Source organism: Actinoplanes italicus (assembly GCF_003001815.1).
Lineage (GTDB): Bacteria > Actinomycetota > Actinomycetes > Mycobacteriales > Micromonosporaceae > Actinoplanes > Actinoplanes italicus.
Map to the genome: position 1 here is coordinate 317,978 of NZ_PVMZ01000011.1, position 23,528 is coordinate 341,505.

18 protein-coding genes and 1 pseudogene are annotated in these 23,528 nt (G+C 69.8%); 7 read left to right on the plus strand and 12 right to left on the minus strand.

The window, feature by feature from the left end:
* Positions 1 to 156: 156 nt before the first annotated feature.
* On the minus strand, positions 157 to 1,794 hold the full coding sequence (locus CLV67_RS27005; protein WP_106323150.1) for a sensor histidine kinase: 1,638 nt from the start codon (positions 1,792 to 1,794) through the stop codon (positions 157 to 159).
* 71 nt (positions 1,795 to 1,865) lie between these two features.
* Entirely contained in the window at positions 1,866 to 2,294 is a 429-nt protein-coding gene (locus CLV67_RS27010) for a response regulator (RefSeq protein WP_106323152.1), read from the minus strand.
* Positions 2,295 to 2,542: 248 nt separating this feature from the next.
* Between CLV67_RS27010 and CLV67_RS27015 the strand changes: the two genes are divergently transcribed.
* Together CLV67_RS27015 and CLV67_RS27020 are read left to right on the plus strand one after the other, a co-directional pair.
* Positions 2,543 to 4,612: a glycoside hydrolase family 3 protein gene (locus CLV67_RS27015; protein ID WP_239166517.1), complete on the plus strand. Its 2,070-nt coding sequence runs from the start codon at positions 2,543 to 2,545 to the stop codon at positions 4,610 to 4,612.
* Positions 4,613 to 4,621: 9 nt separating this feature from the next.
* Positions 4,622 to 4,957 (plus strand): gamma-glutamylcyclotransferase family protein, encoded by a 336-nt coding sequence (locus tag CLV67_RS27020; protein WP_106323156.1) that lies wholly within the window; start codon positions 4,622 to 4,624, stop codon positions 4,955 to 4,957.
* A 72-nt stretch (positions 4,958 to 5,029) separates the two neighbouring features.
* Here CLV67_RS27020 and CLV67_RS27025 read toward each other — a convergent pair whose 3' ends face one another.
* The 8 genes from CLV67_RS27025 to CLV67_RS27060 form a co-directional block, all read right to left on the minus strand.
* The gene (locus tag CLV67_RS27025; protein ID WP_106323158.1) at positions 5,030 to 6,412 is read right to left on the minus strand and encodes an aspartate aminotransferase family protein; all 1,383 of its coding nucleotides are present in this window, start codon (positions 6,410 to 6,412) and stop codon (positions 5,030 to 5,032) included.
* 157 nt (positions 6,413 to 6,569) lie between these two features.
* The gene (locus CLV67_RS27030) at positions 6,570 to 7,373 is read right to left on the minus strand and encodes an ABC transporter permease (RefSeq protein ID WP_106323160.1); all 804 of its coding nucleotides are present in this window, start codon (positions 7,371 to 7,373) and stop codon (positions 6,570 to 6,572) included.
* Positions 7,370 to 8,233: an ABC transporter permease gene (locus tag CLV67_RS27035; protein ID WP_106323162.1), complete on the minus strand. Its 864-nt coding sequence runs from the start codon at positions 8,231 to 8,233 to the stop codon at positions 7,370 to 7,372. Before CLV67_RS27035 ends, CLV67_RS27030 begins: the two co-directional genes overlap by 4 nt.
* 3 nt (positions 8,234 to 8,236) lie before the next feature.
* Complete coding sequence (locus tag CLV67_RS27040) at positions 8,237 to 9,445, minus strand: polyamine ABC transporter substrate-binding protein (protein ID WP_239166516.1); 1,209 nt, start codon at positions 9,443 to 9,445, stop codon at positions 8,237 to 8,239.
* Between the two features lie 41 nt (positions 9,446 to 9,486).
* On the minus strand, positions 9,487 to 10,611 hold the full coding sequence (locus CLV67_RS27045) for an ABC transporter ATP-binding protein (protein WP_106323166.1): 1,125 nt from the start codon (positions 10,609 to 10,611) through the stop codon (positions 9,487 to 9,489).
* A gap of 3 nt (positions 10,612 to 10,614) precedes the next feature.
* Positions 10,615 to 12,066, minus strand: coding sequence for a gamma-aminobutyraldehyde dehydrogenase (locus CLV67_RS27050; protein WP_203737261.1), 1,452 nt, complete (start codon positions 12,064 to 12,066; stop codon positions 10,615 to 10,617).
* A 153-nt stretch (positions 12,067 to 12,219) separates the two neighbouring features.
* Positions 12,220 to 13,560: an aspartate aminotransferase family protein gene (locus CLV67_RS27055; protein WP_106323170.1), complete on the minus strand. Its 1,341-nt coding sequence runs from the start codon at positions 13,558 to 13,560 to the stop codon at positions 12,220 to 12,222.
* A 10-nt stretch (positions 13,561 to 13,570) separates the two neighbouring features.
* Positions 13,571 to 15,058 (minus strand): CoA-acylating methylmalonate-semialdehyde dehydrogenase, encoded by a 1,488-nt coding sequence (locus tag CLV67_RS27060; RefSeq protein ID WP_106323172.1) that lies wholly within the window; start codon positions 15,056 to 15,058, stop codon positions 13,571 to 13,573.
* A 58-nt stretch (positions 15,059 to 15,116) separates the two neighbouring features.
* On the opposite strand from CLV67_RS27060, the gene CLV67_RS27065 reads away from it, so the two are divergent.
* Together CLV67_RS27065 and CLV67_RS53575 are read left to right on the plus strand one after the other, a co-directional pair.
* A complete protein-coding gene (locus CLV67_RS27065; RefSeq protein WP_239166515.1) occupies positions 15,117 to 16,451 on the plus strand; it encodes an aminotransferase class I/II-fold pyridoxal phosphate-dependent enzyme in 1,335 nt (444 codons plus the stop codon).
* 220 nt (positions 16,452 to 16,671) lie between these two features.
* Positions 16,672 to 16,878 carry a hypothetical protein gene (locus tag CLV67_RS53575; RefSeq protein ID WP_239166514.1) on the plus strand — a complete coding sequence of 69 codons (207 nt, stop codon included), beginning with the start codon at positions 16,672 to 16,674 and terminating at the stop codon, positions 16,876 to 16,878.
* 66 nt (positions 16,879 to 16,944) lie between these two features.
* Here the strand turns inward: CLV67_RS53575 and CLV67_RS53580 are convergent, their stop codons facing one another.
* Positions 16,945 to 18,966 carry a serine/threonine-protein kinase gene (locus tag CLV67_RS53580; protein WP_239166513.1) on the minus strand — a complete coding sequence of 674 codons (2,022 nt, stop codon included), beginning with the start codon at positions 18,964 to 18,966 and terminating at the stop codon, positions 16,945 to 16,947.
* Positions 18,967 to 19,146: 180 nt separating this feature from the next.
* Here CLV67_RS53580 and CLV67_RS27080 point away from each other — a divergent pair, with 180 nt between their 5' ends.
* Positions 19,147 to 19,563, plus strand: coding sequence for a phage holin family protein (locus CLV67_RS27080; RefSeq protein WP_106323176.1), 417 nt, complete (start codon positions 19,147 to 19,149; stop codon positions 19,561 to 19,563).
* Between the two features lie 193 nt (positions 19,564 to 19,756).
* On the opposite strand, the gene CLV67_RS27085 is transcribed toward CLV67_RS27080, so the two are convergent.
* Entirely contained in the window at positions 19,757 to 20,242 is a 486-nt protein-coding gene (locus CLV67_RS27085; protein ID WP_106323178.1) for a hypothetical protein, read from the minus strand.
* Positions 20,243 to 20,390: 148 nt separating this feature from the next.
* On the opposite strand from CLV67_RS27085, the gene CLV67_RS27090 reads away from it, so the two are divergent.
* Together CLV67_RS27090 and CLV67_RS27095 are read left to right on the plus strand one after the other, a co-directional pair.
* Positions 20,391 to 21,686 carry a DUF3618 domain-containing protein gene (locus CLV67_RS27090; protein WP_106323180.1) on the plus strand — a complete coding sequence of 432 codons (1,296 nt, stop codon included), beginning with the start codon at positions 20,391 to 20,393 and terminating at the stop codon, positions 21,684 to 21,686.
* Positions 21,687 to 23,319: 1,633 nt separating this feature from the next.
* Positions 23,320 to 23,528: pseudogene (locus CLV67_RS27095) on the plus strand (autoinducer 2 ABC transporter substrate-binding protein); the annotation flags it as partial.

Consider the following 23,528-nt stretch of genomic DNA (forward strand, 5'->3'; position numbering starts at 1 on the left):
TGCCGACCCGATGGGCCGCCGACGGCACCTACCCATCCGACCCGACCTGATCACCCAGCAGCACCCCACGCACCCCTCCCAGGCCGACCCGATCACACAGCGGTGTCCCGCGCACCCTTCCCTGGCCGGGAAGCAGCCATATCACGGGGCCGCCCTCTAGAACCCCTCCGGACCGGCCATCGGCAGGCGGACGCAGACGATCGTGCCGGTCGGCTCGTTGTCGGCCAGCTTGATCGTCCCGCCGTGCAGCAGCACGATGGCGCGGGCCAGGCTCAGACCCAGCCCGCTGCCGGGGTTGCCCTGATGGCGCACGTTCCTGCCGCGGAAGAACCGGTCGAAAACGCGGGCCCGTTCGTCGGCCGGGGTGCCGATGCCGCAGTCGGCGATGCACAGCTCCGCCATCGTGTCGTCGGCGCACAGCGTGATGTGGATCGGCGCGCCCGGCGGGCTGTAGCGGACCGCGTTGGACAACAGGTCGTCGATGACCTGCCGGAGCCGGATCTCGTCGCCCGGCAGGTGCAGCACGGCCGGCAGTTCGGTGGCCAGGGTCAGGCGGTCGCCGCTGTGCCGCAGGCAGGTCACCGCGTCGGACACCAGCGCGGCCAGGTCGACGTCGCGGACGTTCAGGCCGAGATGCCCGGCGTCGAGGCCGGCCAGGTCGAGCAGGGTGTCGGCGATCCGCTGCAGCGAGGAGGCGTTGCGGGCGATCACCTGGGCCATCTGCCGCATGTCCGGGTCGAGGCCGGCCGCCTCCTCGGCGAGAAGGGTGGCGTTCGCGGTGATCGCGGTGAGCGGGGTACGCAACTCGTGCCCCACCAGGTCCACGAAGTCACCCTGGGCGCGGGCGAGCTGACGCGACAGCTCCTCGCCCCGGCGCTGGGCCACGAAGATGCCGATCCGTCCGGCCACCCCGTCGAGCAGGACGGTGAGCAGGTCGGGCTCGTACTCCTGGGTGCCCGCGTAGCAGGTGAGCACGCCGAGCAGGGCGTCACCGTCGCGGACCGGCACGGACAGCGCTGTGCGTACGCCGTGGCGCAGGCAGACCTGCACCCGCTCACGCTCGTGGGCGGTCCGCAGGTCCTGGCTGAGCCCGATGTCGGGGATCCAGAGCGGCTGTCCGCTCTCCCAGACCCGGCCGGTGATGCCCTGGCCGCGCACCGGGGTGTGCCCGAAGAAGCCCTCCGGGTCGAGGCCGGCCGAGTCCCAGTGCCCGGCCGCCTGCAGCAGGCCGGTGGAGTCGTCGATCAGGTACAGCTCCGCCGACGGCCATCCGAGCGTGACGGTGACCGCCCGCAGCACCTCCGGGGTGGCCTGGACCATGGTGGCCGACTTCTTCAACGCGTGTTCGACGGCGAGGTGGCAGTTACGAAACCGTTCGACCCGGCGCAGGGCGGTGACCTCGTGGGCGACCGCGACCGCGCCGAGCGGACGGCCGTCCGGATGCCGGATGCACTGCGCGCTGGTGTCGAAGATCCGCACCCGGTGGCCGGGGGTACGGAGCAGCACGTCCTCGGAGACCACGTGCTCGCCGTGCAGCGCCCGCAGCAGCGGGCTCTCGGCGCGGGTCATCGGCCGCATGTCCGGCGTGGTCAGGTGCTCGTAGGCGAGGTCCTCGAAGTCCGGCGGGAGCGGGCCGTCCGGCCCGACGCCGGCTATCTCACGCATCGTCCGGTTGGCGAAGACCAACCGGCCGTCACGGTCGCAGGCGACCACGCCCGCGTCCATGCTCTCCAGCAGGGCGCCGAGGAGGGCGCCGTTGTCCAGGGCGGACACCGCCTCGTCCAGCACCACCATGACCCGCCCGATTCTCCCGACCGAGGCCCGTGGTCACGGGCTTTCCGAGGCCTTACCCACTTCCCAATTTTTCATACTGAAACCGACATGTCAGCGGGACAGCGGCTGCCCGCACCATCGTGGTCGTGCGGGCCGATGGCCAGAAGCTCCTCCATGGCGGCGAGCAGGCGGTCGTTGGGGCAGGGCTTGAGCATGATGGCGCAGACCTGCGCCGAACCCGCCCGAGGATCGCCGGGCCGCAGGTGGCCGCTGAGGACGGCCACCGGGATGCGTCGCACGTCATCCTCCGGATGGCCACGGATTGCCTCGATCAACTCCCACCCGTCCATCACCGGCATGCCGAGATCGGTCAGCACGATGTCCGGCCGGTGCTCGACGATCGCCTCGAACGCTGCCCGACCGTCCGATGCCCGCAACACGGTCATTCCGGTTCGCTTGAACACCCTGGCGAGTACCAGGGCGATGTCCTCGTCGTCCTCAGCGATCAGCAATACGGCCATGTCAGCTCCGTCGGAAGGTCCGTTGGTCCAGCATGCGCCAGGGCGGTACGGGCCGGGGCGGATATGTCGGTACCCGCAACAAGCGCGTTGTTCTTCCGGAACCGGTGCACCGCATCGAGGATCGTTTCGGGAGCGCTCCCAAATCCAACGAACTTCTTCTCAACCTGAATTCGGGCCAAAACGGACGATGTGATATCGGTGGCCATGCCCTCGCCACGTTGAAGAGGTTCAATCCCGAGGAGGACGCATTGCGACCACAGGTTCGGCTCGCGGCACTGGGCGTGGTGGCCACGCTCACCGCGACGGTGGCCTCGGCGCCCGCGGCGGCGACGAGGACGATCAGCCCGGCATACCTGGACGCCCGGCAACCCGTCGAGCGCCGGGTCGCCGACCTGCTGTCCCGGATGACCCTGAACGACAAGGTCGGGCAGATGACCCAGGCCGAACGCGCCCAGGTCGCCGCGAACCCGGGCCGGGTCACCGCGTGGCGGCTCGGCTCAGTGCTGTCCGGCGGCGGTTCGGTGCCGTCACCGAACACCCCGCAGGCGTGGGTCGACATGGTCAACAGCCTCCAACGGGCCGCACTCGAGACCCCGCTGAAGATCCCGCTGATCTACGGCATCGACGCCGTGCACGGGCACGGCAACGCGCACGGCGCCACGGTCTTCCCGCACAACGCCGGGCTCGGCGCCACCCGCGACTCGGAGCTGGTCCGCAAGGTCTACCGGGCCACCGCCGCGGAGATGCGGGCCACCGGCATCCCGTGGAACTTCGCGCCGTGCGTCTGCGTGTCCCGCGACGAGCGGTGGGGCCGGGCCTACGAGAGCTTCGGCGAGAACCCCGGACTGGTCACCCGGCTCGGCGGCAGTGCCGTCGACGGGCTCCGGGAGGGCGGAGTCCTCGCCACCGTCAAGCACTTCGCCGGCGACGGCGACACCGAGCACGGCACCGGTGACAGTGACTACGCGATCGACCAGGGCGTCACCGTCACGAACAGGAACGACTTCCACCGGATCGACCTCGCACCGTACGCGGCCGCCGTCAGCGAACACGGCGTCCAGACCGTCATGCCGTCGTTCTCCAGCGTCGACTGGACCGAGGACGGCGCCGGCAATCCCGTCAAGATGCACGCCGACGAGGAGCTCATCACCGGCACGCTCAAGGGCCGGATGGGCTTCGACGGCTTCGTGATCAGCGATTGGGAGGCCATCCACCAGCTCCCCACGGCCGAGCCCGCCGGAACCCGGGAGCCGGCCGCCGACCAGGTCCGCGCCGGTGTCCTCGCCGGCGTCGACATGTTCATGGAGCCCAGCACGGCGCCGCAGTTCCAGGAGCTCCTGCTGGCCGAGGTCGAGGCCGGGCGGGTGCCGATGAGCCGGATCGACGACGCGGTCCGGCGGATCCTGCGGGTCAAGTTCCGGCTCGGGCTCTTCGAGAACCCGTACGCCACCCTCGGCGAGCTGGGCACCCCGGCCCACCGCGCGCTGGCCCGGGAGGCGGTCGCCCAGTCGCAGGTGCTGCTCAAGAACACCGACCGGCTGCTGCCGCTGCGATCCGACGCGAAGATCTACGTGGCCGGGCGCAACGCCGACGACATCGGCAACCAGGCCGGTGGCTGGACCGTCGACTGGCAGGGCCGCAACGGCGACATCATCCCCGGCACCACGGTCCTCGACGGCATCCGCGAGGTCGCCCCGTCCGCGTCGGTCACCTTCAGCGCCGACGCGTCCGCGCCGATCGGCGCCTCCGACATCGGCGTGGTCGTGGTGGGCGAGACGCCGTACGCCGAAGGCTTCGGTGATGTCGGCAGCAAGCCCTGGCAGCAGGGCACCGGGGAGCAGAGGGAGCCCAAACTGCTCACCCTGCAGCCCGGCGATCGGGCGGTCGTCGGCAAGGTCTGCGCGGCGGCCGCGAAATGCGTGGTGCTGATCGTCTCCGGGCGTCCGCAGGTGATCACCGACCAGCTCGGCGGGATCGACGCGCTGGTCGCGTCCTGGCTGCCCGGCAGCGAGGGGGCCGGGGTCGCCGACGTGCTGTTCGGCCGGCGGCCCTTCACCGGCCGGTTGCCCTTCTCCTGGCCGGCATCGGTCTCGCAGGTCCCGGTCAACATCGGGGACAAGACCTATCAACCCCTCTTCCCGTACGGGTGGGGGCTGCGCACCGGAAGCGGGAAGGACGGCCGGGACGCCGCCCAGGAGCGGGCCGCGGCCGGACGAGCGCCGGCCGGCTGGCAGCAGACGATCGCCGACGCCCAGCTGTCCGAGGAGGGTGGCGACAACGTCGGGTCGGAAGCGCTGTTCCGCTCGGTCGCCGGTTAGGGTGCGATCATGCCGCTGCTGTTCTCCTACGGGACCCTGCGTGACCCGGCCGTGCAGACGAGCACCTTCGGCCGCCGCCTGGAAGGGCGTGAGGACCGGATCGTCGGGTTCCGGCTGGAACAGGTGGAGATCACCGATCCGGGCGTGCTCGCGGTCAGCGGCGAGCGGTTCCACCCGATCCTGGTGCCGTCCGGCGACCCCGGCGACGTGGTGGCCGGGTCGGCACTCGAGGTGACCGAGGCCGAGCTGCTGCGCGCCGACGACTACGAGGTCGACGACTACCACCGCGTCGAGGCATCGCTGGCCTCCGGCGGCACCGCCTGGGTGTACGTGGCCCACGCGTAACAGATCCGGCTGTGCCGTACCGCTGTCCCAGTTGAGCTGGGACAGCGGTACGGCACAGCCGACACCAACGGGTCAGAGGCGGTTCTGGGCCTCGGTGAGGACCGCGCGCAGGATCTGCTCGATCTCGGCGAACTGGGTCTCGGTCGCGGTCAGCGGCGGCGCCAGCTGAATGACCGGGTCGCCACGGTCGTCGGCGCGGCAGTAGAGACCCGCCTCGAACAGCGCCTGCGAGAGGAACCCGCGCAGCAGCCGCTCGGACTCCTCGGCGTTGAAGGTCTCCTTCGTCGACTTGTCCTTGACCATCTCGATGCCGAAGAAGTACCCGTCGCCGCGGACGTCGCCGACGATCGGCAGGTCGAGCAGCTTCTCCAGGTACGACCGGAACAGCGGGCTGTTCTCCCGTACATGCTGGTTGAGCCCCTCGCGCTCCATGATGTCGAGGTTCGCCAGCGCCACCGCCGCGCCCACCGGGTGGCCGCCGTAGGTGATGCCGTGCGCGAACCAGTTGGTGCCGGTGAGGAACGGCTCGGCCAGGCGCTCCGAGGCGATCATCGCGCCGAGCGGGACGTACCCGGAGGTCAGGCCCTTGGCGACGGTGATGATGTCGGGCTGGTAGCCGTACCTGTCGGCGCCGAAGTACTCGCCGAGGCGGCCGAACGCGCAGATCACCTCGTCGGACACGAGCAGCACGTCGTAGCGGTCACAGATCTCCCGGACCCGCTGGAAGTACCCGGGCGGTGGAGGGAAGCAGCCACCGGCGTTCTGCACGGGCTCGAGGTAGACCGCCGCGACGGTGTCCGGGCCCTCGAACTCGATCATCTCGGCGATGCGGTCGGCGGCCCAGATCCCGAACTGCTCGGGCGTCATGTTCTCGTCGGGACGACGGTAGTAGTTGGTGTTCGGCACGCGCATCGTCGAGGGGACCAGCGGCTCGAAGTCCTGCTTGAACGGCGGGATGCCGGTGATCGACAGGGCGCCCATCGAGCTGCCGTGGTACGCGACGGCCCGCGAGATGACCTTGGTCTTGAGCGGCTTGCCGGTGCGCTTGAAGTAGGAGCGGGCCAGTTTCCACGCCGACTCGACGGCCTCGGACCCGCCGGTGGTGAAGAAGACCCGGTTCAGGTCGCCGGGGGCCAGCTCGGCGAGACGGCCGGCGAGCTCGATGGCCTTGGGGTGGGCATAGGACCAGATCGGGAAGTACGCCAGCTCGGCGGCCTGCTTGGCGGCGGCGTCGGCGAGCTCCTGCCGGCCGTGGCCGGTCTGCACGACGAAGAGGGCGGAGAGGCCGTCGAGGTAACGGCGCCCGGCGGAGTCCCACACATAGCAGCCGTCTCCACGGGTGATCACCGGAACCGGGCTGTCCTGGTAGGCCGAGAGCCGGGTGAAGTGCATCCAGAGGTGGTCACGGGCGGTGTTGGAGAGGGCTTCCACGTCAGCGGGCGTTCGGTCTGTCACGGGTATCTCTCCCACTAGTTCCAGAGGTTGATCCGATACTGCCCACGGAATCCGTCGTGCACAAGAGTATTCGCTGCTCTTTCCGCAGGTTTTACCGAGATCCGTAGAATGCGAAACGGCCCGGCGAATCAACCGCCGGGCCGTATGACGCGATTTGTTACGCCGCTACCCTCTTCTTCGGCCGGGAACGGACGTTGGAGATCACCGCGATCAGCACGCCGGCCACGAAGATCATCGTTCCCATGACGTTGACCTGCGGCGGCAGGCCGACCCGGGTGGCGCCCCAGATCCACATCGGGAACGTCTCCGTCGTACCGCCGGTGAAGTTGGTGATCACGAAGTCGTCGATCGAGAGGGCGAACGCGAGCATCACGCCGGAGAAGATCGCCGGCAGGAGGATCGGGAAGATCACCTTCCAGAACGTGGTCCAGCCGCTCGCCCCGAGGTCGGCCGCGGCCTCCTCGAGGGAACGGTCCAGGGTCACCACCCGGGCCCGGACCACGATCGCGACGAACGACACCGAGAACATCACGTGCGCGATCGTGATGGTCACCGGGCCGGGGCTGATCCCGAGCGAGACGAACATGCTCAGCAGCGACGAACCCATCACCAGCTCGGGCGAGGAGATGGCCGCGAACATCAGCAGGTTGAGCCCGGCAGCGCCGCGGAACTGCCAGCGCCCCAGGGCGTAGCCGATACCGGTGCCCAGAGCTCCGGCGATCAGCGCGGTCAGGACCGCGATGATCAGCGACATCACCAGGGCGTCGGTGAGCGCCTCGAGGGCGAAGACGTCCCGGTACCACTTGAGCGTGAAGCCCTGCCAGGTCTGGTTGTACCGGCCGCTCGGATCGTTGAACCCGAACAGGATCATCACCGAGATCGGCAGGACCAGCCAGGCGATCAGCACCCAGGTGTAGATGTGCATCAGGCGCGCGCCGCCGATGCGGAACCGACCGGTCATCGCGCGGCCACCTTCATGACGTCCTCGGTGCCCAGCGCCCGGGCGTACACGAAGATGCCCACCAGCAGCACCGCCATCAGCGTGAACGACAGCGCCGACGCCGACGGGTAGTCGGAGTTGGACAAAAACTTCGACTGGATGACCTGCCCGATCATCGTCGTCTCCGAGCTGCCGAGCAGCTCCGAGTTGACGTAGTCGGAGCTGGCCGGCACGAAGGTCATCAGCACGCCGGCGAAGACACCGGGCAGCGCCAGCGGGAAGATGACCTTGGTGAACGAGGAGACCGGGGAGGCGTACAGGTCCCGCGCCGCCTCGACGACGCGGGGATCGATGCGTTCCAGTGCCACGTAGATCGGCAGCACCATGAACGGCAGGAAGCTGTACACCAGCCCGGCGATCACCGCGGTGGCGCTGCCGAGCACCTGGAAGTCGCCCGGGAGGATCCCGGCCTCCTTCAGCGGGTGCAGCAGCACGCCGTCGTCCGTGAGGAGCATCCGCCACGAGATGGTGCGCAGGACGAACGACACGAAGAACGGCAGCAGGATCAGGAACAGGTAGGTCGCCTTCCGCCTGCCCCCGTAGAAGGCGATCCAGTAAGCGACCGGGAACGCCAGCACGATCAGCACGAACGATGTGACGGCGCCGTACACCAGCGAACGGATCAACTGGGTCTGGTAATCCGCGAGCGACTCCACGTAGTTCTGCCAGTGGCCCGTGAAGACGAACCCGTTGACCACGTCACCCTCTTGCAGCGACAGCGACACCATGGTCGCCATCGGCACCGCGAAGAAGACCACGAGCCACAACCCGCCGGGCAGGACGAGAAGATAGGGCGCGAGTGTACGTTTCACCCGGTCCATGGGTTACCCCAGCACGATCGGCTGGAACACCCGCTCGAAGTCGTTCTTCTCCTCGGCGGTGTTGAAGTTGACGTAGTAGTGCAGCCGCTTGTACTCGGCGTCGCCGGGGAAGACGAGCGGACTGTCGGCGACCGAGAGCAGGAAGTCCTTGTCCTCGCCGGAGGCCGCGGCCGCGTGCTTCTTCATCTGCGCCTGGGCGCCGGGGACCGGGCAGACGTAGTTGATGTACTCGGCCAGGGTGGTGGCGTTCTCCAGGTCGTACAGGAAGTCCATCAGCGTGATGGCGTCGAGCGGGTTCTCGGCGGTGATCGGGATCGCCATGTTGTCGGTCCAGATGGTGCCGCCCTCCTGCGGGATCACGAACTTGAAGTTCGTGCCGTCGGAGACGTTCTTCTGGAAAATGTCACCCGACCAGGCCTGGGTGATCCAGACCTCGCCCTTGCCGAGCGCGTCGACGTAGCCCTGGTCGTAGTAGTTGCGGACGATGCCGGCGTCCTTCTGCTCCTTGAGCTTGGCCGCCGCCGTCTTCCAGGCGTTCTCGTCCGACTTGGCCGGGTCGAGGCCGGCCGCGAGCAGACCGAAGTTGCCGAGCTCCTGCAGGTCGCGGAACATGCCGACCTTGCCCTTGTACTTCGGGTTCCACAGGTCGGCGAGGCTGGTGACCGGGTCCTTGATCTTGGACGGGTCGTAGGCGATGCCGGTGATGCCGGACGCGTACGGGATGCTGAAGACATTGCCCGGGTCGTACGCCGAGGCGGCGTACGACTTGGCCGCGTTGGCGGCGTAGTTGGGCAGCTTCGAGTGGTCCAGCGGAGCCAGGAAGCCCGAGTCACGGAACTGGCCGAACTGGACCGAGTTGGTGATGACCATGAGGTCGTAACCGATCGACTGCCCGGCGGACAGCTGCGGCTGCACCTTGGCGAACCACGGGCCCATCTCCTGGATGACCTCGTCGTACTTCACCTTGATGCCGGTCTTCGCCGTGAACTTCTTCAGCTCGGGAAGCTTCGGGTCCATGTAGAGAGGCCAGTTGGCGAAGTTGAGCTGACCCTTCTGGGTCTTACCGGCCCAGAACTTCGCGACGGCGTCGGGGGCAACGCTGGCCTGCGGCTTGCCCTTGCCCTCCACGCCACACGCGGCGAGGAAGGCGCCCATCGCCGACAATCCGCCGAGGCGCAGCGCGTCACGGCGACCGAGCCGCGACTGCGTCATGCCTCGCAGGAGGGAGGGGCTCGGCTTATCGGTGGGGAACATCAGACTCCGATCGGGTACGAGTGCTGCGGGGCCCATGTGAGGAAGACGCGCTCACCGCGAGACGCGACGTCCTCTGCATCGTGAGCATTCTGATCGAACACCACGAAGTCGGTTCCAGCGGAGGTCACCACTGTGTAGTTCGTCGATGTCCCGTGGTATACGACCTCGGACACCACGCCGGAGAGGAGACTGCCGGTGACCTCGGCGGGAATGGTCCGGTGCAGGTCGATCTTCTCGGGGCGGATGGAGACCTCGATGTTCCGGCCCACCGCGACACCGCCCGGAACCGGCACCACGACACGCTCGCCGGGACCCTTGTCGAGCACCGCGTACCCCTGGTCGGACCAGCTGACGTTTCCGTCGATGATGTTGGAGGTGCCGATGAAACCGGCCACGAAGCGGGTCGCCGGCCGCTCGTAGATGTCCCGCGGCGAGCCGAGCTGCTCGATCAGGCCGCCGTTCATGACCGCGATGCGGTCGCTCATCGTGAGCGCCTCACCCTGATCGTGGGTCACGTAGACGAAGGTGATGCCGACCTCGCGCTGGATCCGCTTGAGCTCGATCTGCATCTGCTGGCGCAGCTTGAGGTCCAGCGCGCCGAGCGGCTCGTCGAGCAGCAGCGCCCGCGGGTGGTTGACCAGCGCCCGGGCCAGCGCGACCCGTTGCTGCTGGCCGCCGGACATCTCCTTGGGCTGGCGCCGCTCCATGCCGGTCAGCGAGACGATCTCGAGCATCTCGCCGACCCGCCGCTTGATCTCGTCCTTGGCGATCTTGCGGCGTTCCAGGCCGAAGGCCACGTTCTGCTGCACGGTCAGATGCGGGAAGAGGGCGTACGACTGGAAGACCATGTTCACGTCGCGCTTGTTCGGCGCGACCCCGGTCACGTCCTTGCCGTCGAGGAACACCTTGCCCGCGGTCGGCTCCTCGAAGCCGGCGATCATCCGCATCGTGGTCGTCTTGCCGCAGCCGGACGGCCCGAGCAGTGAGAAGAACTCCCCCTGTCCGATCGCCAGGTCCAGGCTCTTGACGGCCGGCACCGCCTCACCGTGCGAGATGTAGTCCTTGCGCACGCCGGCGAACTCGATCGCCGGATGTGCGGCCGGCGTGGAGGGAGGAGTGGTCATCTATCACCTCTGAGCGGGGGTGTCATTGAAGCTCATCACGTGCTTGATACGGGTGTATTCCTCGAACCCGTACATCGAGAGATCCTTGCCGTAACCGGAGTGACCGTATCCGCCGTGCGGCATCTCGGAGACGAAGGGTAGGTGCGTGTTGATCCAGACGGCACCGAAGTCCAGACGCCGGGACACCCGCATGGCCCGGCCGTGGTTCTGCGTCCAGATGCTGGCGCTCAGCCCGAACCGGACATCGTTGGCGAATCGTACGGCCTGATCCTCGTCGGTGAAGGTCTGCACGGTGACGACCGGGCCGAAGATCTCGTCCTGGATCATCTCGTCCCGCTGGCGCAGACCGGCCACCACGGTCGGCGCGAAGAAGTAGCCGCGGTCGCCGACGCGGTGACCGCCCGCCACCACCTCGGCGTGGTCCGGCGTCCGGTTCAGGAAACCGGTGACCCGGTCGAGCTGGTCGACGTTGTTGACCGGGCCGAAGAAGGCGTCCGGGTCGCTGGGCGCGCCGACCTTCGTGGCCCTGGCCGCCTCGGCCAGCGCCGCGGTGAAGTCGGCGGCGATCCGCTCGTGGACCAGCACGCGGGTGGCGGCGGTGCAGTCCTGACCGGCGTTGAAGTAACCGGCGCCGGCCACCGCGGCCGCGGTGGCGGCGATGTCGACGTCGTCGAAGACCACGACCGGGGCCTTGCCACCGAGTTCCAGGTGGACCCGCTTGAGGTCGGGCGCGGCGGCCGCGGCGACCTCCATGCCTGCCCGGGTCGAGCCGGTGATCGAGACGAACTGCGGGGTCGGGTGGGTGACCAGGGCACGGCCGGTGTCCCGGTCGCCGCAGACCACGTTGAGCACGCCGGGCGGCAGGACCTCGTTCGCGATCTCGGCGAGCAGCAGGGTGCTGACCGGTGTGGTGTCCGACGGCTTCAGCACGACCGAGTTACCGGCCGCGATCGCGGGGGCGAACTTCCAGACACCCATCACCATCGGATAGTTCCACGGGGTGATCTGCGCGCAGACGCCGATCGGCTCTCGGCGTACGAAAGAGGTGTGGTCGCGCAGGTACTCCCCCGCCGACTTGCCCTCCAGAATGCGCGCCGCCCCGGCGAAGAAACGCAGTTCGTCCAGGAGCGGGCCCATCTCCTCGGCGCGGGTCGGCTCGACCGGCTTCCCGGTGTTGCGCACCTCGGCCGCGATGATCTCCTCGGACCGCGCCTCGACCGCGTCGGCGATCCGCAGCAGCGCCCGCTGCCGCTCGGCCGGCGTGCTGTCGCGCCAGATCTCGAAGCCCTCGGCGGCCGCCGCCACCGCCCTCTCGACGTCCCGCGCCGAGGAGACCGGCGCCTGCGCGTACGCCTCCCCGGTGCTGGGGTCGATCACCGGGGACGTGAGGCCGTCCTCGGTGTCGATGTAGGACCCGGCGACGAAGTTGCGCAGCACGGGAACAGGGGTGCTCACAGGAGTTTGGCCTTCCGGTCAAGGGCGATCTCACCCGGACTGGAGGGACCTTGTCATACAGGCGAGTGAGCTAGCAAGGGAATCCGAAGTAATTTCCAAAGCTGAAACGGAATCAGAAGATCCGACCCCGTTCCAGCTACGTAATCCGGGTTTTCAGGCGGTGCAATAACCGTCGGCAACGGTCAGCGCCTCGTCGATGATCGCGAGGCCGGCACGCAGGTCCTCAGGCGTGATCGTGCACGGCGGCACCACGTGCAGCCGGTTGAAGTGAACGAACGGCCACAGGCCCCGTTCCTTGCAGGCTGCGGCGACCGCGTTCATCGGCGCGGCGGCCGCCCCGGCGGCGTTGAACGGTACCAAAGGCGCCTTGGAGTCCCGATCCGTGACCAGCTCGATCGCCCAGAACACGCCGAGGCCGCGAACCTCACCGACGCTCGGGTGTCTGTCCGACATTTCTTTCAGAAGAGGCCCGATGACGTCGTCGCCCAGCGCACGAGCGTGCTCGACGATTCCCTCCTCCTTGAAGATCTGCATGCTCGCGACTGCGGACGCGCAGGCCAGCGGGTGCCCGGAGTAGGTGAGCCCACCCGGGAACGGGCGCTCCCGGAAGGTCTCGGCGATCGCGTCGGAGATGACCACGCCACCCAGCGGCAGGTATCCGGAGTTGACGCCCTTGGCGAACGTGATCAGGTCGGGCGCGACGCCCCACCGGTCGATCGCGAACCACTCTCCGCACCGGCCGAAGCCCGCCATCACCTCGTCGGCGATGAACACGATGCCGAACTCGTCACAGATCTCGCGCACGCCGGCCAGGTAGCCGGGCGGCGGCACCAGGATGCCGTTGGTGCCGACGACGGTCTCGATCAGGATCGCGGCGACCGTGCCGGGTCCCTCGAAGACGATCGTGTCGCGCAGGTGCTGCAGGGCCCGCTGAGTCTCCTGCTCCTCGCTGCCGGAGTGGAACGGCGAGCGATACGGGTACGGCCCCCAGAAGTGCACCACGCCGATCGCCACCGGCTCGTTCGGCCAGCGGCGCGGGTCGCCGGTCGCGGTGATCGCGGTGGCGGTCGAGCCGTGATAGCTGCGGTACGCGGAGAGGACCTTGTGCCGGCCGGTGTGCAGCCGGGCCATCCGGATCGCGTTCTCGTTCGCCTCGGCGCCGCCGTTGGTGAAGAACACCTTGTTCAGCTCGGGCGGGGCGATCTCGGCGATCATCCGGGCCGCCTCGCCGCGCTTGTCGTTGGCGAAGGCGGGCTGGATGGTGCAGAGCTTGGCGGCCTGCTCCTGGATCGCCTCGACCAGGCGCGGGTGCTGGTGGCCGATGTTCATGTTGACCAGCTGCGACGAGAAGTCGAGGTACTTCTTTCCGGTGTAGTCCCAGAAATGGCTGCCGAGCGCCTTCTCGATGGGCAGCGGGTCGATCAGGCCCTGCGCCGACCAGGAATGGAACACGTGGGCACGGTCGTCCGCGCGCACCTGCGATTCATTGCTCACAAAAGCATCCTTATCGAGTCTGTGGGAAGCCGAGGTCGATCGCCGAGGTTCCCGGGTCGGGCCAGCGGGACGTGACGACCTTGCTGCGGGTGAAGAAGTGGATGCCGTCCGGGCCGTACATGTGGGTGTCACCGAACAGCGACGCCTTCCAGCCGCCGAACGAGTAGTAGGCGACCGGGACGGGGATCGGCACGTTCACGCCGACCATGCCGGCGTTCACGTCGAACTGGAACTGCCGGGCGGCGCCGCCGTCCCGGGTGAAGATCGCGGTGCCGTTGCCGTACTCGTTGTCGTTGACCAGCTGGACGGCCTCGGCGTACGAGTCCACGCGGACCACGCTGAGCACCGGGCCGAAGATCTCGTCGGTGTAGACGGTCATCTGCGGTGTGACGTCGTCGAGCAGCGTCGCACCCAGGAAGAAGCCGTCCTCGGGCAGGTCGCCGGAGCGACCGTCGGCCACCACGGTCGCGCCCTCGGCCGCGCCCGCCTCGATGTAGCCCGCGACCTTGTCCCGGTGCTGGGCACTGATCAGCGGACCCATCTCCGACGCGGGGTCCGTACCATCGCCGATCCTGATCTTGGGAAGCCTCGCCGCGATCGCCTCGACCAGCGGATCCGCGATGTCGCCGACCGCGACCACCACGGAGATGGCCATGCAGCGCTCACCGGCCGCGCCGTAACCCGCGCTGATCGCCGCGTCGGCGGCCGCGTCGAGCTCGGCGTCCGGCAGCACGATCATGTGGTTCTTGGCGCCGCCGAGGGCCTGCACGCGCTTGCCGTGCGCGGTGCCGGTCTCGTAGATGTACTTGGCGATCGGAGTCGAGCCGACGAAGCTCACCGCCGCGATGTCCGGGTGCGTCAGGAGGGCGTCGACCGCCTCCTTGTCACCGTTGAGCACGGTGAACACGCCGTCCGGCAGCCCGGCCTCCTTCCACAGCCTCGCCAGCCAGAGCGCGGCCGACGGGTCCTTCTCGCTCGGCTTGAGCACGAACGCGTTGCCGGAGGCGATGGCGGTGGCGCACATCCACAGCGGCACCATGGCCGGGAAGTTGAACGGCGTGATGCCGGCGACCACGCCGAGCGGCTGACGGATCGAGTAGACGTCCACCCCGGTCGCGGCCTGCTCGGAGAAGCTGCCCTTCATCAGGTGCGGGATGCCGGTGGCGAATTCGACGTTCTCCAGGCCGCGGGCGACCTCGCCGGCGGCGTCGGCCAGCACCTTGCCGTGCTCGCGGGTGACGATCGCGGCCAGCTCGCCGGTGCGCGAGGCGAGCAGCTCCCGGAACTTGAACAGGACCGCGGACCGCTTGGAGAGCGAGGCCTCCCGCCAGGCGCGGCCGGCCTCCTTCGCCTTCTTCACCGCTTCGCCGACCTCGGCCGTGCTCGCGAGGTCGACCTCGGCGATCTGCTCGCCGGTGGCCGGGTTGAAGACCGGTGCCGTCCGGCCGGAGGCGCCCGCGGTCTCGGCGCCGTCGATCCAGTGCGCGATGTGATTCATGCACCGAGATTATGTGACGCCTCTAGACCGAACAATGATCCGATTGTACTGTCACATAATGTTTTACCAGGCCGTCATGGAACGACTGTCCGACGCCAGCGCCCGCGGGCTCGCCGAGGCGGTCAGCCGCGCGGTCGGCGACGGCGTCCTGGCCGGCGGCGCCAAACTCCCGCCGGTGCGCTCGGTCGCGGGCGAACTGCACCTCTCCCCCAGCACCGTCAACTCGGCGTGGCAGCTCCTGCGGCGTGCGGGGACCATCCGCACCGACGGCCGCCGGGGCACCGTCGTGGCCACCCCGGGCGCCGGCGGTCCCGGTCGTTATCGGGCGGCGCTGCGGCGAACTTCGGGTTTCGGGCTGGATCTCTCGACCGGTGTGCCCGATCCGGCACTGCTGCCGCCGCTGCCGGCCCTGCACGGGCTCTCGCCCGCTCCGAGCAGCTATCTGGACGAGCCCGTGCTGCCGGAACTCGGCGCGCTGCTGCGCGAACGGTGGCCGTACCCTCCGGAGCGTCTGGCGATCTTCGACGGGGCGATGGACGCCGTCGACCATGTGGCGACGGCGCTGCTGCGGCTCGGCGACCTCGCGCTCGTCGAGAACCCGTGCTTCCCGCCGCTGATCGACCTGCTCGAGACCCTCGGCGTCCGTGTCGTCGGCGTCGCCACCGACGCTCAGGGCATGCTTCCCGACCGGCTCGCAACGGCCCTGACACGGCGGCCCGCCGCGGTCTTCCTCCAGCCCAGGGCGCTCAACCCCACGGGGGCGTCGTGGTCACCGTCGCGGGCCGCGTCCCTGGCCGCGGTCCTCTCCCAACATCCTTCGGTGTACGTGGTGGAGGACGACTCGGCCGGCGACCTGTCCTCCGGGCCGCTGCTGTCCCTCGGCACGCAACTGCCCCGGCAGACCGTCCACGTGCGCAGTTTCTCCAAATCGCACGGCCCCGACCTCCGGCTCGCCGCCGTGAGCGGGCCGGCCACGGTGCTCGACCCGATCCTGGAGCGACGGCTGCTCGGCCAGGGCTGGACCAGCCGCCTGCTGCAGCACCTGCTGCTCACGCTGCTGACCGAGCCGTCGTCGGTCGCGGCCGTGTCCGCCGCCCGCGACGAGTACGCCCGCCGCCGACGGCTGATCACCTCCGGTCTGTCGGCGGCCGGGATCGACCTGCCACCCGGCGAGGGCCTGAACCTCTGGCTGCCGGTGGCCGACGAGCAGGCGGCCCTGCTCAGCCTCGCCAGCGCCGGCATCGGGGCGGCCGCCGGCACCGCCTTCGTCGTCGGGACGGGCGCCGCACCACACCTGCGGGTGACCGTGGGCCTGATCGCCACCGACCACGCCGAGGTGGCGGAACGCCTGGTGGAGGCCTCCCGGGCGGCCGGCCAGACCATCCCCCGATGACGCAGCCCCGTTGACGCACCCCTGTTGACGCATCACATCCTGCTCAGGGACATCGTGTCATGCGACCATGGCGGCATGAACACCTGCGACACTCTGCCAGTGAGCATGGGGACACTGGACGACCACGACTGACCCTGGGCCGAGGCCGGCTATCTCGCGCTCGGCGAGACACACCACCTCACCGAGTTGCTCGACGGGAGCCTCCTGGTGGCCCCCTCAGATGCTCGCCTACGCCGAGGCGAGAATTCCCTGGCACCTGCTGCTCGTCGAACCAGGCTTCACCGGCTGCGAATCGGTAGTCCTGCGCCTGTTCCGCCTCCGAGACGGTGCCTGTGTCGAGCACGCGGCCGCGAAGCAGGGCGAGACCCTCGTGTCCGGCGAGCCATTCCCGCTGAAGATCAGTACCGAACTGCTCCTCGACTACTGAATCCATGACGAGGACTCACCTCGGACCGAGAATGAATTCCTCGCACTCGCGCGGTCCGCCCCCGGCTCACTTCGCCGGCTGGAAACTCTCGAAGATCAGTTTCAGGTCGGCCTGGGAGGCGGCCCACTCGGACTCCGGCGTCTCCCAGTAGAAGCCGTACGCCTTGTCGTCGGAAATCACCGTGCCACGGTTGTTGACGTGCTTGCGTACGCCGTCGCGGGTGTGCAGGAACTCCCAGTCGGCAGCCTTGCGGAAGTAGTCGACAGCTTTGATGCCCACCTCCTGGTAGTTCACGAAGTCGCCACCCCGCACCCGGTTCCGTGCCTGGGTCTGCCAGTCCTTGACCGGATTCGATCTCGGCTCGTCGGTCTGATCGATGCCGAGGATCTTCCCGCCCTTGCGGAAGTAGACGATCGATCCGCTCTGCGACCGGCTCCAGCCCTCCGGCACGTACACCGAGAAGCCGGTCGGATCCCGGTAGTCCCGCCAGCCGGCCGGGAGCGGCGGGCGTGCGCCGCTGTCCGTGCCCGCATCGGCGGTCGGACTGGCCGCGGGCGCACTCGACGGGCTCGCGGGCGGTTGCTGAGCCGCGTCCACCGACGGAGCCGCGGACGTCGCCGCCGGCCCGGCCGACGCGGCGGTCACCGAGGGCTGCGGCTTGGCCACCGGCTCGTCCGGCCCGGACGACATCGCCCAACCCGCCCCGGCCGCGACCACGACGGCCAGCGCGGCGGCTCCGATCAGCACACCCCGGCGGCTGGGCCGATCAGATGCGGTCACCGCGGTCGATTCATCATCCGGTACGCCGGAACGCCGCTGCCGCGGGACGAAACCCACGGCGGCAGCGGCCGGCGCGGTCGGCGGCTCCCCCACCCCGTCGTCGGGCGGGACGTCCGCCGAGTCGCCCGGCGACCCGGCGGTCTCCGGTCCGGCCCGCTCATCGCCGCGCGGCTCGGCAGCGCCGTGTGCCCCTGCCGCCGGATCGCCGGCGTCGCCCTCCACGGCGTCCGGCCCCGGCGGCGTCTCGCCGGAGGCCCCGTCGGACACGCCCGCTCCGGATTCACTGCCGGCCAGATCGGCCGCGGCGGCCCCGGAGGTCGCGGAGGTCGCGGAGGTCGCGGAGGTCCCGCCACCGTCTTCCGCCGCCGCTCCGCCGGAGGACTCGACCGACTCGGCCGTGGTCCGGGGCCGGGGGATCCGGAAAGCCGCCGGAATGCTCGCGGCCAGGCCCGCCAGCCCGCCCGCCCTGCGCGTCGCCGGCGGCTCGGTTTCGCCGCTCAGCTCGGTGAGGATCTGGCGGGCGAGGCTCTCGGCGTCCTCGGCGTGCATCCGGGCGGCCGGGTCCTTGACCAGCAGCCCGTCGAGCAGCGGGCGCAGTGGTCCGGCGTGAACCGGCGGATCCGGCTCCTCGGTGGCGAGTGCGGCGAGCGTCGCCATCGTCGATCCGCGCTGGTAGGGGGCGTGTCCCTCGATCGCCGCGTACAGCGTGGCACCGAGCGACCAGAAATCCGCCGCCGGCCCGCTCGCCTTGCCCTGCGCGCGTTCCGGAGCCATGAACTGCGGCGAGCCGACCAGGACGTCGGAGCGGCTGATCACCCCGTCGTCGTCGACGGCCGCGATGCCGAAGTCGGTGAGCAGCACCCGGCCGTCGTCGGCGAGCAGCACGTTCGCCGGTTTCACATCGCGGTGCTCGACGCCGAGACGGTGGGCGGTCCGCAGGGCTCCGAGCAGGTCGAGTCCGATGCGGGCGACCCGGTACGGATCCAGCGGCCCCTGCTCGGCGATCTCCTCCCGGAGCGACCGGCTCGGCACGTACTCCATGACGATCCAGGTGCGGTCGTCGAGCTGCAGTACGTCGTACACCTGAACGACGTTGGGATGGCCGATCCTCGCGGCAGCCCGCGCCTCCCTGAGCGTGCGCCGCGCCGCCGCCGCTCCGTCAGTGCCCACCGGCTGGTCGATCTCCTTGATCGCGACGTCTCGCTGCAGCGTCTCGTCGCGGGCCAGGCGAACCTCCCCCATCCCTCCGCGGCCCAGGCTCTCGCCCAGCCGGTACCGTCCGGCGAGCAGCACGGGCGCATCAGGCATGGGCACCGTTATACCCGCCCGATGCTCATGTGAAGCGGGCCCCCACTTGCGCCAAGCCGCATAACGGGCATTCCCTGAAGCTTCTTCCGCACTTGCGGGAATCGGGGTCCCGACCGCGGGCGATTAGTCAGGATTGGTGTGGGTACGTCTGCAGCGATAACCGTGCAGGACGGAGGGACGATGACCCACACAGACGCACGAACGGATCAATCGACCGCGGAGCTGGTGAGCCGGCTCAGCGAGCAGGTGACCACGCTGGTTCGCGACGAGCTGGCGCTCGCTCGGATAGAGATGACCGAGAAGGGCAAGAAGGCCGGCAAGGGGGCGGGCCTGCTCGGCGGGGCCGGTGTGATCGCCCTGTACGGCGTCGGCGCGCTGCTGGTCACCGTGGGCGCGGCCCTGTCGCTGGTCATGCCGGTGTGGGCTGCCGCGCTCATCGTGACGGTGGCGCTGTTCTGCGGCGCCGGAATCGCCGCCCTCGCCGGAAAGCGCGAGGTACAGCAGGCGGTCCCGCCCACTCCGGAGGCAGCGATCGCCAGCGGACGCCGCGACGTGAACGAGATCATGACCGCGGCCCGGCGCAGGACACAGCCATGAGCGCGCCCAACCGCAGCCGGGCCGAGTCACGCCGCCCCGCCCCCAACCGCAACCGGCCCAAGCCAGGGCCACCCGCGTCGAGCCGGGCCCCGGCCGAGGGCCCGCCGAGCGGAAAGTCACCGTCCGACGGCCCGTCGTCCACAGGGCCGGGCGTCGGCACGCGACAGGGAGAAGGTCAGGCCGTGAAAGGCGCTCACAGCACGGTCACCCCGGGTCCGGGTTCCCGGAGCACGGTGACGACCAGTTCGTCGTCACCGGCCTCGTCCGGAACCGCCGGGCCCGCCTCATCAGAGAAATCCGAGACCATCGGGCGTACGTCCACAGGCGGCACCACGACGCCCGCCGGCGGGACCGGATCGGCGGCCAGAAGCCCCGCGGCCCCGAAGGTGACTCCGGCCACCGTCGCGGCCGCAGGCAGTCCCGGGGCGGCGAAGCCCGCATCGTCCCCGGCGAAGACGCCGGCCGGCACAGCGGAGACGCCGCACCACGCCGGCACACCGAAGCCGACACCGCCACCATCGGCCACGCCACCATCGGCCACGCCGTCGGCCACGCCACCATCGGCCACGCCGTCGGCCACGCCACCATCGGCCACGCCGTCGGCCACGCCACCGCCGGCCACGCCGTCGGGCACGCCGTCGGGCACGCCACCGTCGGCCACGCCGTCGGCCGGAGCCAAGCCCGGAGGCGGAACACCCACACCGGGTGGCGGTGGAACACCCGCACCGAGCGGCGGACCGGCGGCCCCGCGATCCGGTACGGGGTCCGGTACGGGGTCCGGTACGGGGTCCGGTACGACACCGGGCCGCGCGACCGGCCGGGCAGCGGTGCCCAAGCCCGGCACCCAGCACCCACCGTCCAGCGACCCGGCTGCGGCAACCGGCACCGCGGCCAAGGCCGGCACCGCACCGGCACCGGGCCGCGCGGGTAAACCGGGCACGGCCCCCGCAGCGGGCGGTCCCAGCACCTCGGGCACCGGCGCCCCATCCGGCGGCGCGGCCACACCCGGCGCTGACGAGAACCTGTACGGAGGGTCGGGCACTCCGGATACCCCCGCCCCGGACATCAGCCGGGACAGCGGAACGCCCGCAACGCAGCGAGCAGCGACGACCTCGGGCGCCACCGAGACGACGAACCGCACCGGGGCCACAACCTCCGCGAGCCGAACCGGGACCACCGGCTCCGCGAACACCACCGGCCGAAGCGGGATCGCGGGCGCGAGCGGCGTCCGGGACGAAGCCGGCACGAAGGCTGCGGCGGCAGAGCCCGGCGGCCCGAGACAGCAGGTCGCCGCGCCGGCGCGGCAGACCGGCACGGAACCGGGCCCGGACACCACCCATGCCGCCGCCGAACGGGCACGTGAGGGCAAGCCGGACGACGCCTCCGAGCGGGTCGAGGCGCTGCGGACCGAGATCGAGCAGACCCGCGCCGAAATGGGCGAGACCGCCGCCGCCCTGGTCGCGAAGCTGGACGTGCCCGCCCGGGTCAAGGACGCGGCCACGGAGAAGGGTCAGCAACTCAAGGACGCCGCGGCCGAGAAGACCCAGCAGGTCAAGGATGCCGCGGTGGAGAGGACCCAGCAGGTCAAGGACGCCGCGACAGCCAAGAGCAACCAGGTCAGGGAGGCGGTCGCCGACAAGGCACAGCAGGTCAGGGAGGCCACCGCGACGCGGACGGACCAGCCGTCCGGCACCGCCGCGTCCAAGGCCCACCAGCTCGCCGACGCCGCCGCGGAGAAGGGCCACCGGATCGCGGAAGGTGCCCGTAACCTGGCTGCCAAGGCGGACCCGGCCCGGCTCAAGGAGGCGGCCACCGGTGCGATGCAGGCCGCACGTCCGGGCGACACCCATGCGGGCGGGACCGAACACGCCCGCAAGCAGTCGACCGCCGAGACCCGGGCCCACCTGGCCGAGTCAGCCGCCGAGGCCGCGGAGCGTGCGACCACCGCGATCGGCACACTGCCGGGCCGGGCGACGGAGGCGATAGGCACCCTGCGAGGGCGTGCCGCCGAGACGATCAGCGCGTTCCCGGATCGGGTGGATCAGCGGCAGCGGTACGCCCTGGCCGGAGTCGTGCTGGCCGCCGCCGCGGCAGCGGTGGTGCTGATCAGGAGGCTTCGCTGACAGCCGTCCACCGGCCGTCGATCGCAAGGCCCTGCCGCACGCGCGGCAGGGCCTTCTGCTTCCCGGCTGCCGGACGACATGTCACCGGGGGTGTTTCCCTTGGTGACATGTCACCGGGGGTGTTTTCCGGACAGGCTGACGTACGGCAGCCTCGGGCTCACCTCGGTGTGGCTCTCGGCGGAGCGCATGACGCTCTGGACCAGGGACACGAGCTGCGTCACGTCGTCGGTCCTCAAACGCCTGCCCTCCGCCCGCAGATCGCCCCGCTTCGCTACCCACCCGCCGCCCGCGGATCTCGCACAACCCCCGGGCCGCCCGACGATCACGACGGACAGTCCCGCGTACCGCCGCCCGCCCACCCGCCCGGCACACCGCGAAACACACACAAGCGCCTCGCGTGTGCTCCGACATCGCCCGCAACGACGGCCCGGTCCCACACAACGAAGCTGTGGACGCCCACCGTCACCCCCGCGACGTCAAAGACGCACGCAACAGCAACGTGTGACCTCACCGCCGCAGCCCCGGCCTCCGCACAGCACCGGCCCCACCACACCGGGCCTCCACAACACCGCTCTCAGATCCCTCACCAGGCGGCGGTCTTCAACTCAGCCAGGGGCCCCGCTGCCATTCTTTGGCAGCTGGAATCCACGGCGGACCTATGGCCGGCGGGCTCGCACCCTGACCGTGAAAGACCTCCCATCAGGTGTCTAAAGAGCTTTCGCCGTCGGGGTCCCGGCCCGTCAGCCGCATCCGTCTGAGCCGTGGTGGCGCTCGTTCGGCTGATGGCCTGTCGTTGCCGTCGTGCGGTCCGAGGATGCCTCGGATCGCTGCCGGGGTCGCGGGGGTCGGTTACCGCCGCGGTCCGGTGCTGGACGATCAACTACGGCCGTTTTCGGAGCCGGGCTCCGGGATATCGCTGCCTCCGGCCCGGTAAAGGGTTCACCGCCCACGGCTGGACGATCACGCGGTCCGGGGAAGGGTTCACCTGCCACGGCTGGGCGATCAACAACCCGGGGAAGGGTTCACCGCCCACGGCTGGACGATCACGCGGCCCGGGGAAGGGTTCACCGCCCACGGCTGGACGATCACGCGGTCCGGGGAAGGGTTCACCGCCCACGGCTGGACGATCAACAGCCCGAGGAAGGGCTCGCCGGGCACGGCTGGGCGATCAAGCGGCCCGGGACAGGACTGTCCCACCAGCCCCCACCAGACCCTGACCGTAAAAGGTGTCTAGCGCCGCAACACCCACCGGACCGGCAGGAGAAGCAGCCACAGCACCGCTCACCAACCCTGCAGGAGAGACAGCCGCCGCACCCACCGGCCTGGCGGAAGGAGACAGCGCCGCCACGCCCGCAAGGTCGGCGGAAGGAGCCGCCGCAACGCCGACGAGATCTGCGGAAGCGGGCAGCGCGCCGGAATCGGCCGGATCGGTGGAGGGAGCGGTCATGCGTTCACCCTATGGACCGGTCGAGCGGTTTTGAAACGTCTCAGATTGAGCGTTGGGGCAAATGGCCTCCTCTCAGAGGAAATCAAGGGCACCCTGAGAATCGACTCTTGACCCTGCCCTAACGGGCTCGTAACGTGACTCACACCTCAGCTAGAACGTTTCAAGAACCCGATATCAGGAGGCGTCATGCGCCCTCGGTTGACCGCTGTCGTCGCGCTGGCCACGACGGCTGCCATAGCTCTGACCGGTTGCACGAAGAAGAACGAGTCGCCTGACACCGGTGCGTCCGGTGCGGCGGGCGGTAAGACGTACAAGGTGGCGTTCGTTCCGAAGTTGCAGGGGGTGCCCTACTTCGAGGCGATGAACGCCGGTGGTAAGCAGGCCGCGCAGGCTCT

Coding starts and splice junctions, on each gene's coding strand:
- CLV67_RS27040 (WP_239166516.1), bottom strand. CDS start 9,445: ATGACGCAGTCGCGGCTCGGTCGCCGTGACGCGCTGCGCCTCGGCGGA.
- CLV67_RS53580 (WP_239166513.1), bottom strand. CDS start 18,966: ATGCCTGATGCGCCCGTGCTGCTCGCCGGACGGTACCGGCTGGGCGAG.
- CLV67_RS27035 (WP_106323162.1), bottom strand. CDS start 8,233: ATGGACCGGGTGAAACGTACACTCGCGCCCTATCTTCTCGTCCTGCCC.
- CLV67_RS27030 (WP_106323160.1), bottom strand. CDS start 7,373: ATGACCGGTCGGTTCCGCATCGGCGGCGCGCGCCTGATGCACATCTAC.
- CLV67_RS53575 (WP_239166514.1), top strand. CDS start 16,672: ATGCTCGCCTACGCCGAGGCGAGAATTCCCTGGCACCTGCTGCTCGTC.
- CLV67_RS27065 (WP_239166515.1), top strand. CDS start 15,117: ATGTTTTACCAGGCCGTCATGGAACGACTGTCCGACGCCAGCGCCCGC.
- CLV67_RS27045 (WP_106323166.1), bottom strand. CDS start 10,611: ATGACCACTCCTCCCTCCACGCCGGCCGCACATCCGGCGATCGAGTTC.
- CLV67_RS27080 (WP_106323176.1), top strand. CDS start 19,147: ATGACCCACACAGACGCACGAACGGATCAATCGACCGCGGAGCTGGTG.
- CLV67_RS27060 (WP_106323172.1), bottom strand. CDS start 15,058: ATGAATCACATCGCGCACTGGATCGACGGCGCCGAGACCGCGGGCGCC.
- CLV67_RS27005 (WP_106323150.1), bottom strand. CDS start 1,794: ATGGTGGTGCTGGACGAGGCGGTGTCCGCCCTGGACAACGGCGCCCTC.
- CLV67_RS27010 (WP_106323152.1), bottom strand. CDS start 2,294: ATGGCCGTATTGCTGATCGCTGAGGACGACGAGGACATCGCCCTGGTA.
- CLV67_RS27020 (WP_106323156.1), top strand. CDS start 4,622: ATGCCGCTGCTGTTCTCCTACGGGACCCTGCGTGACCCGGCCGTGCAG.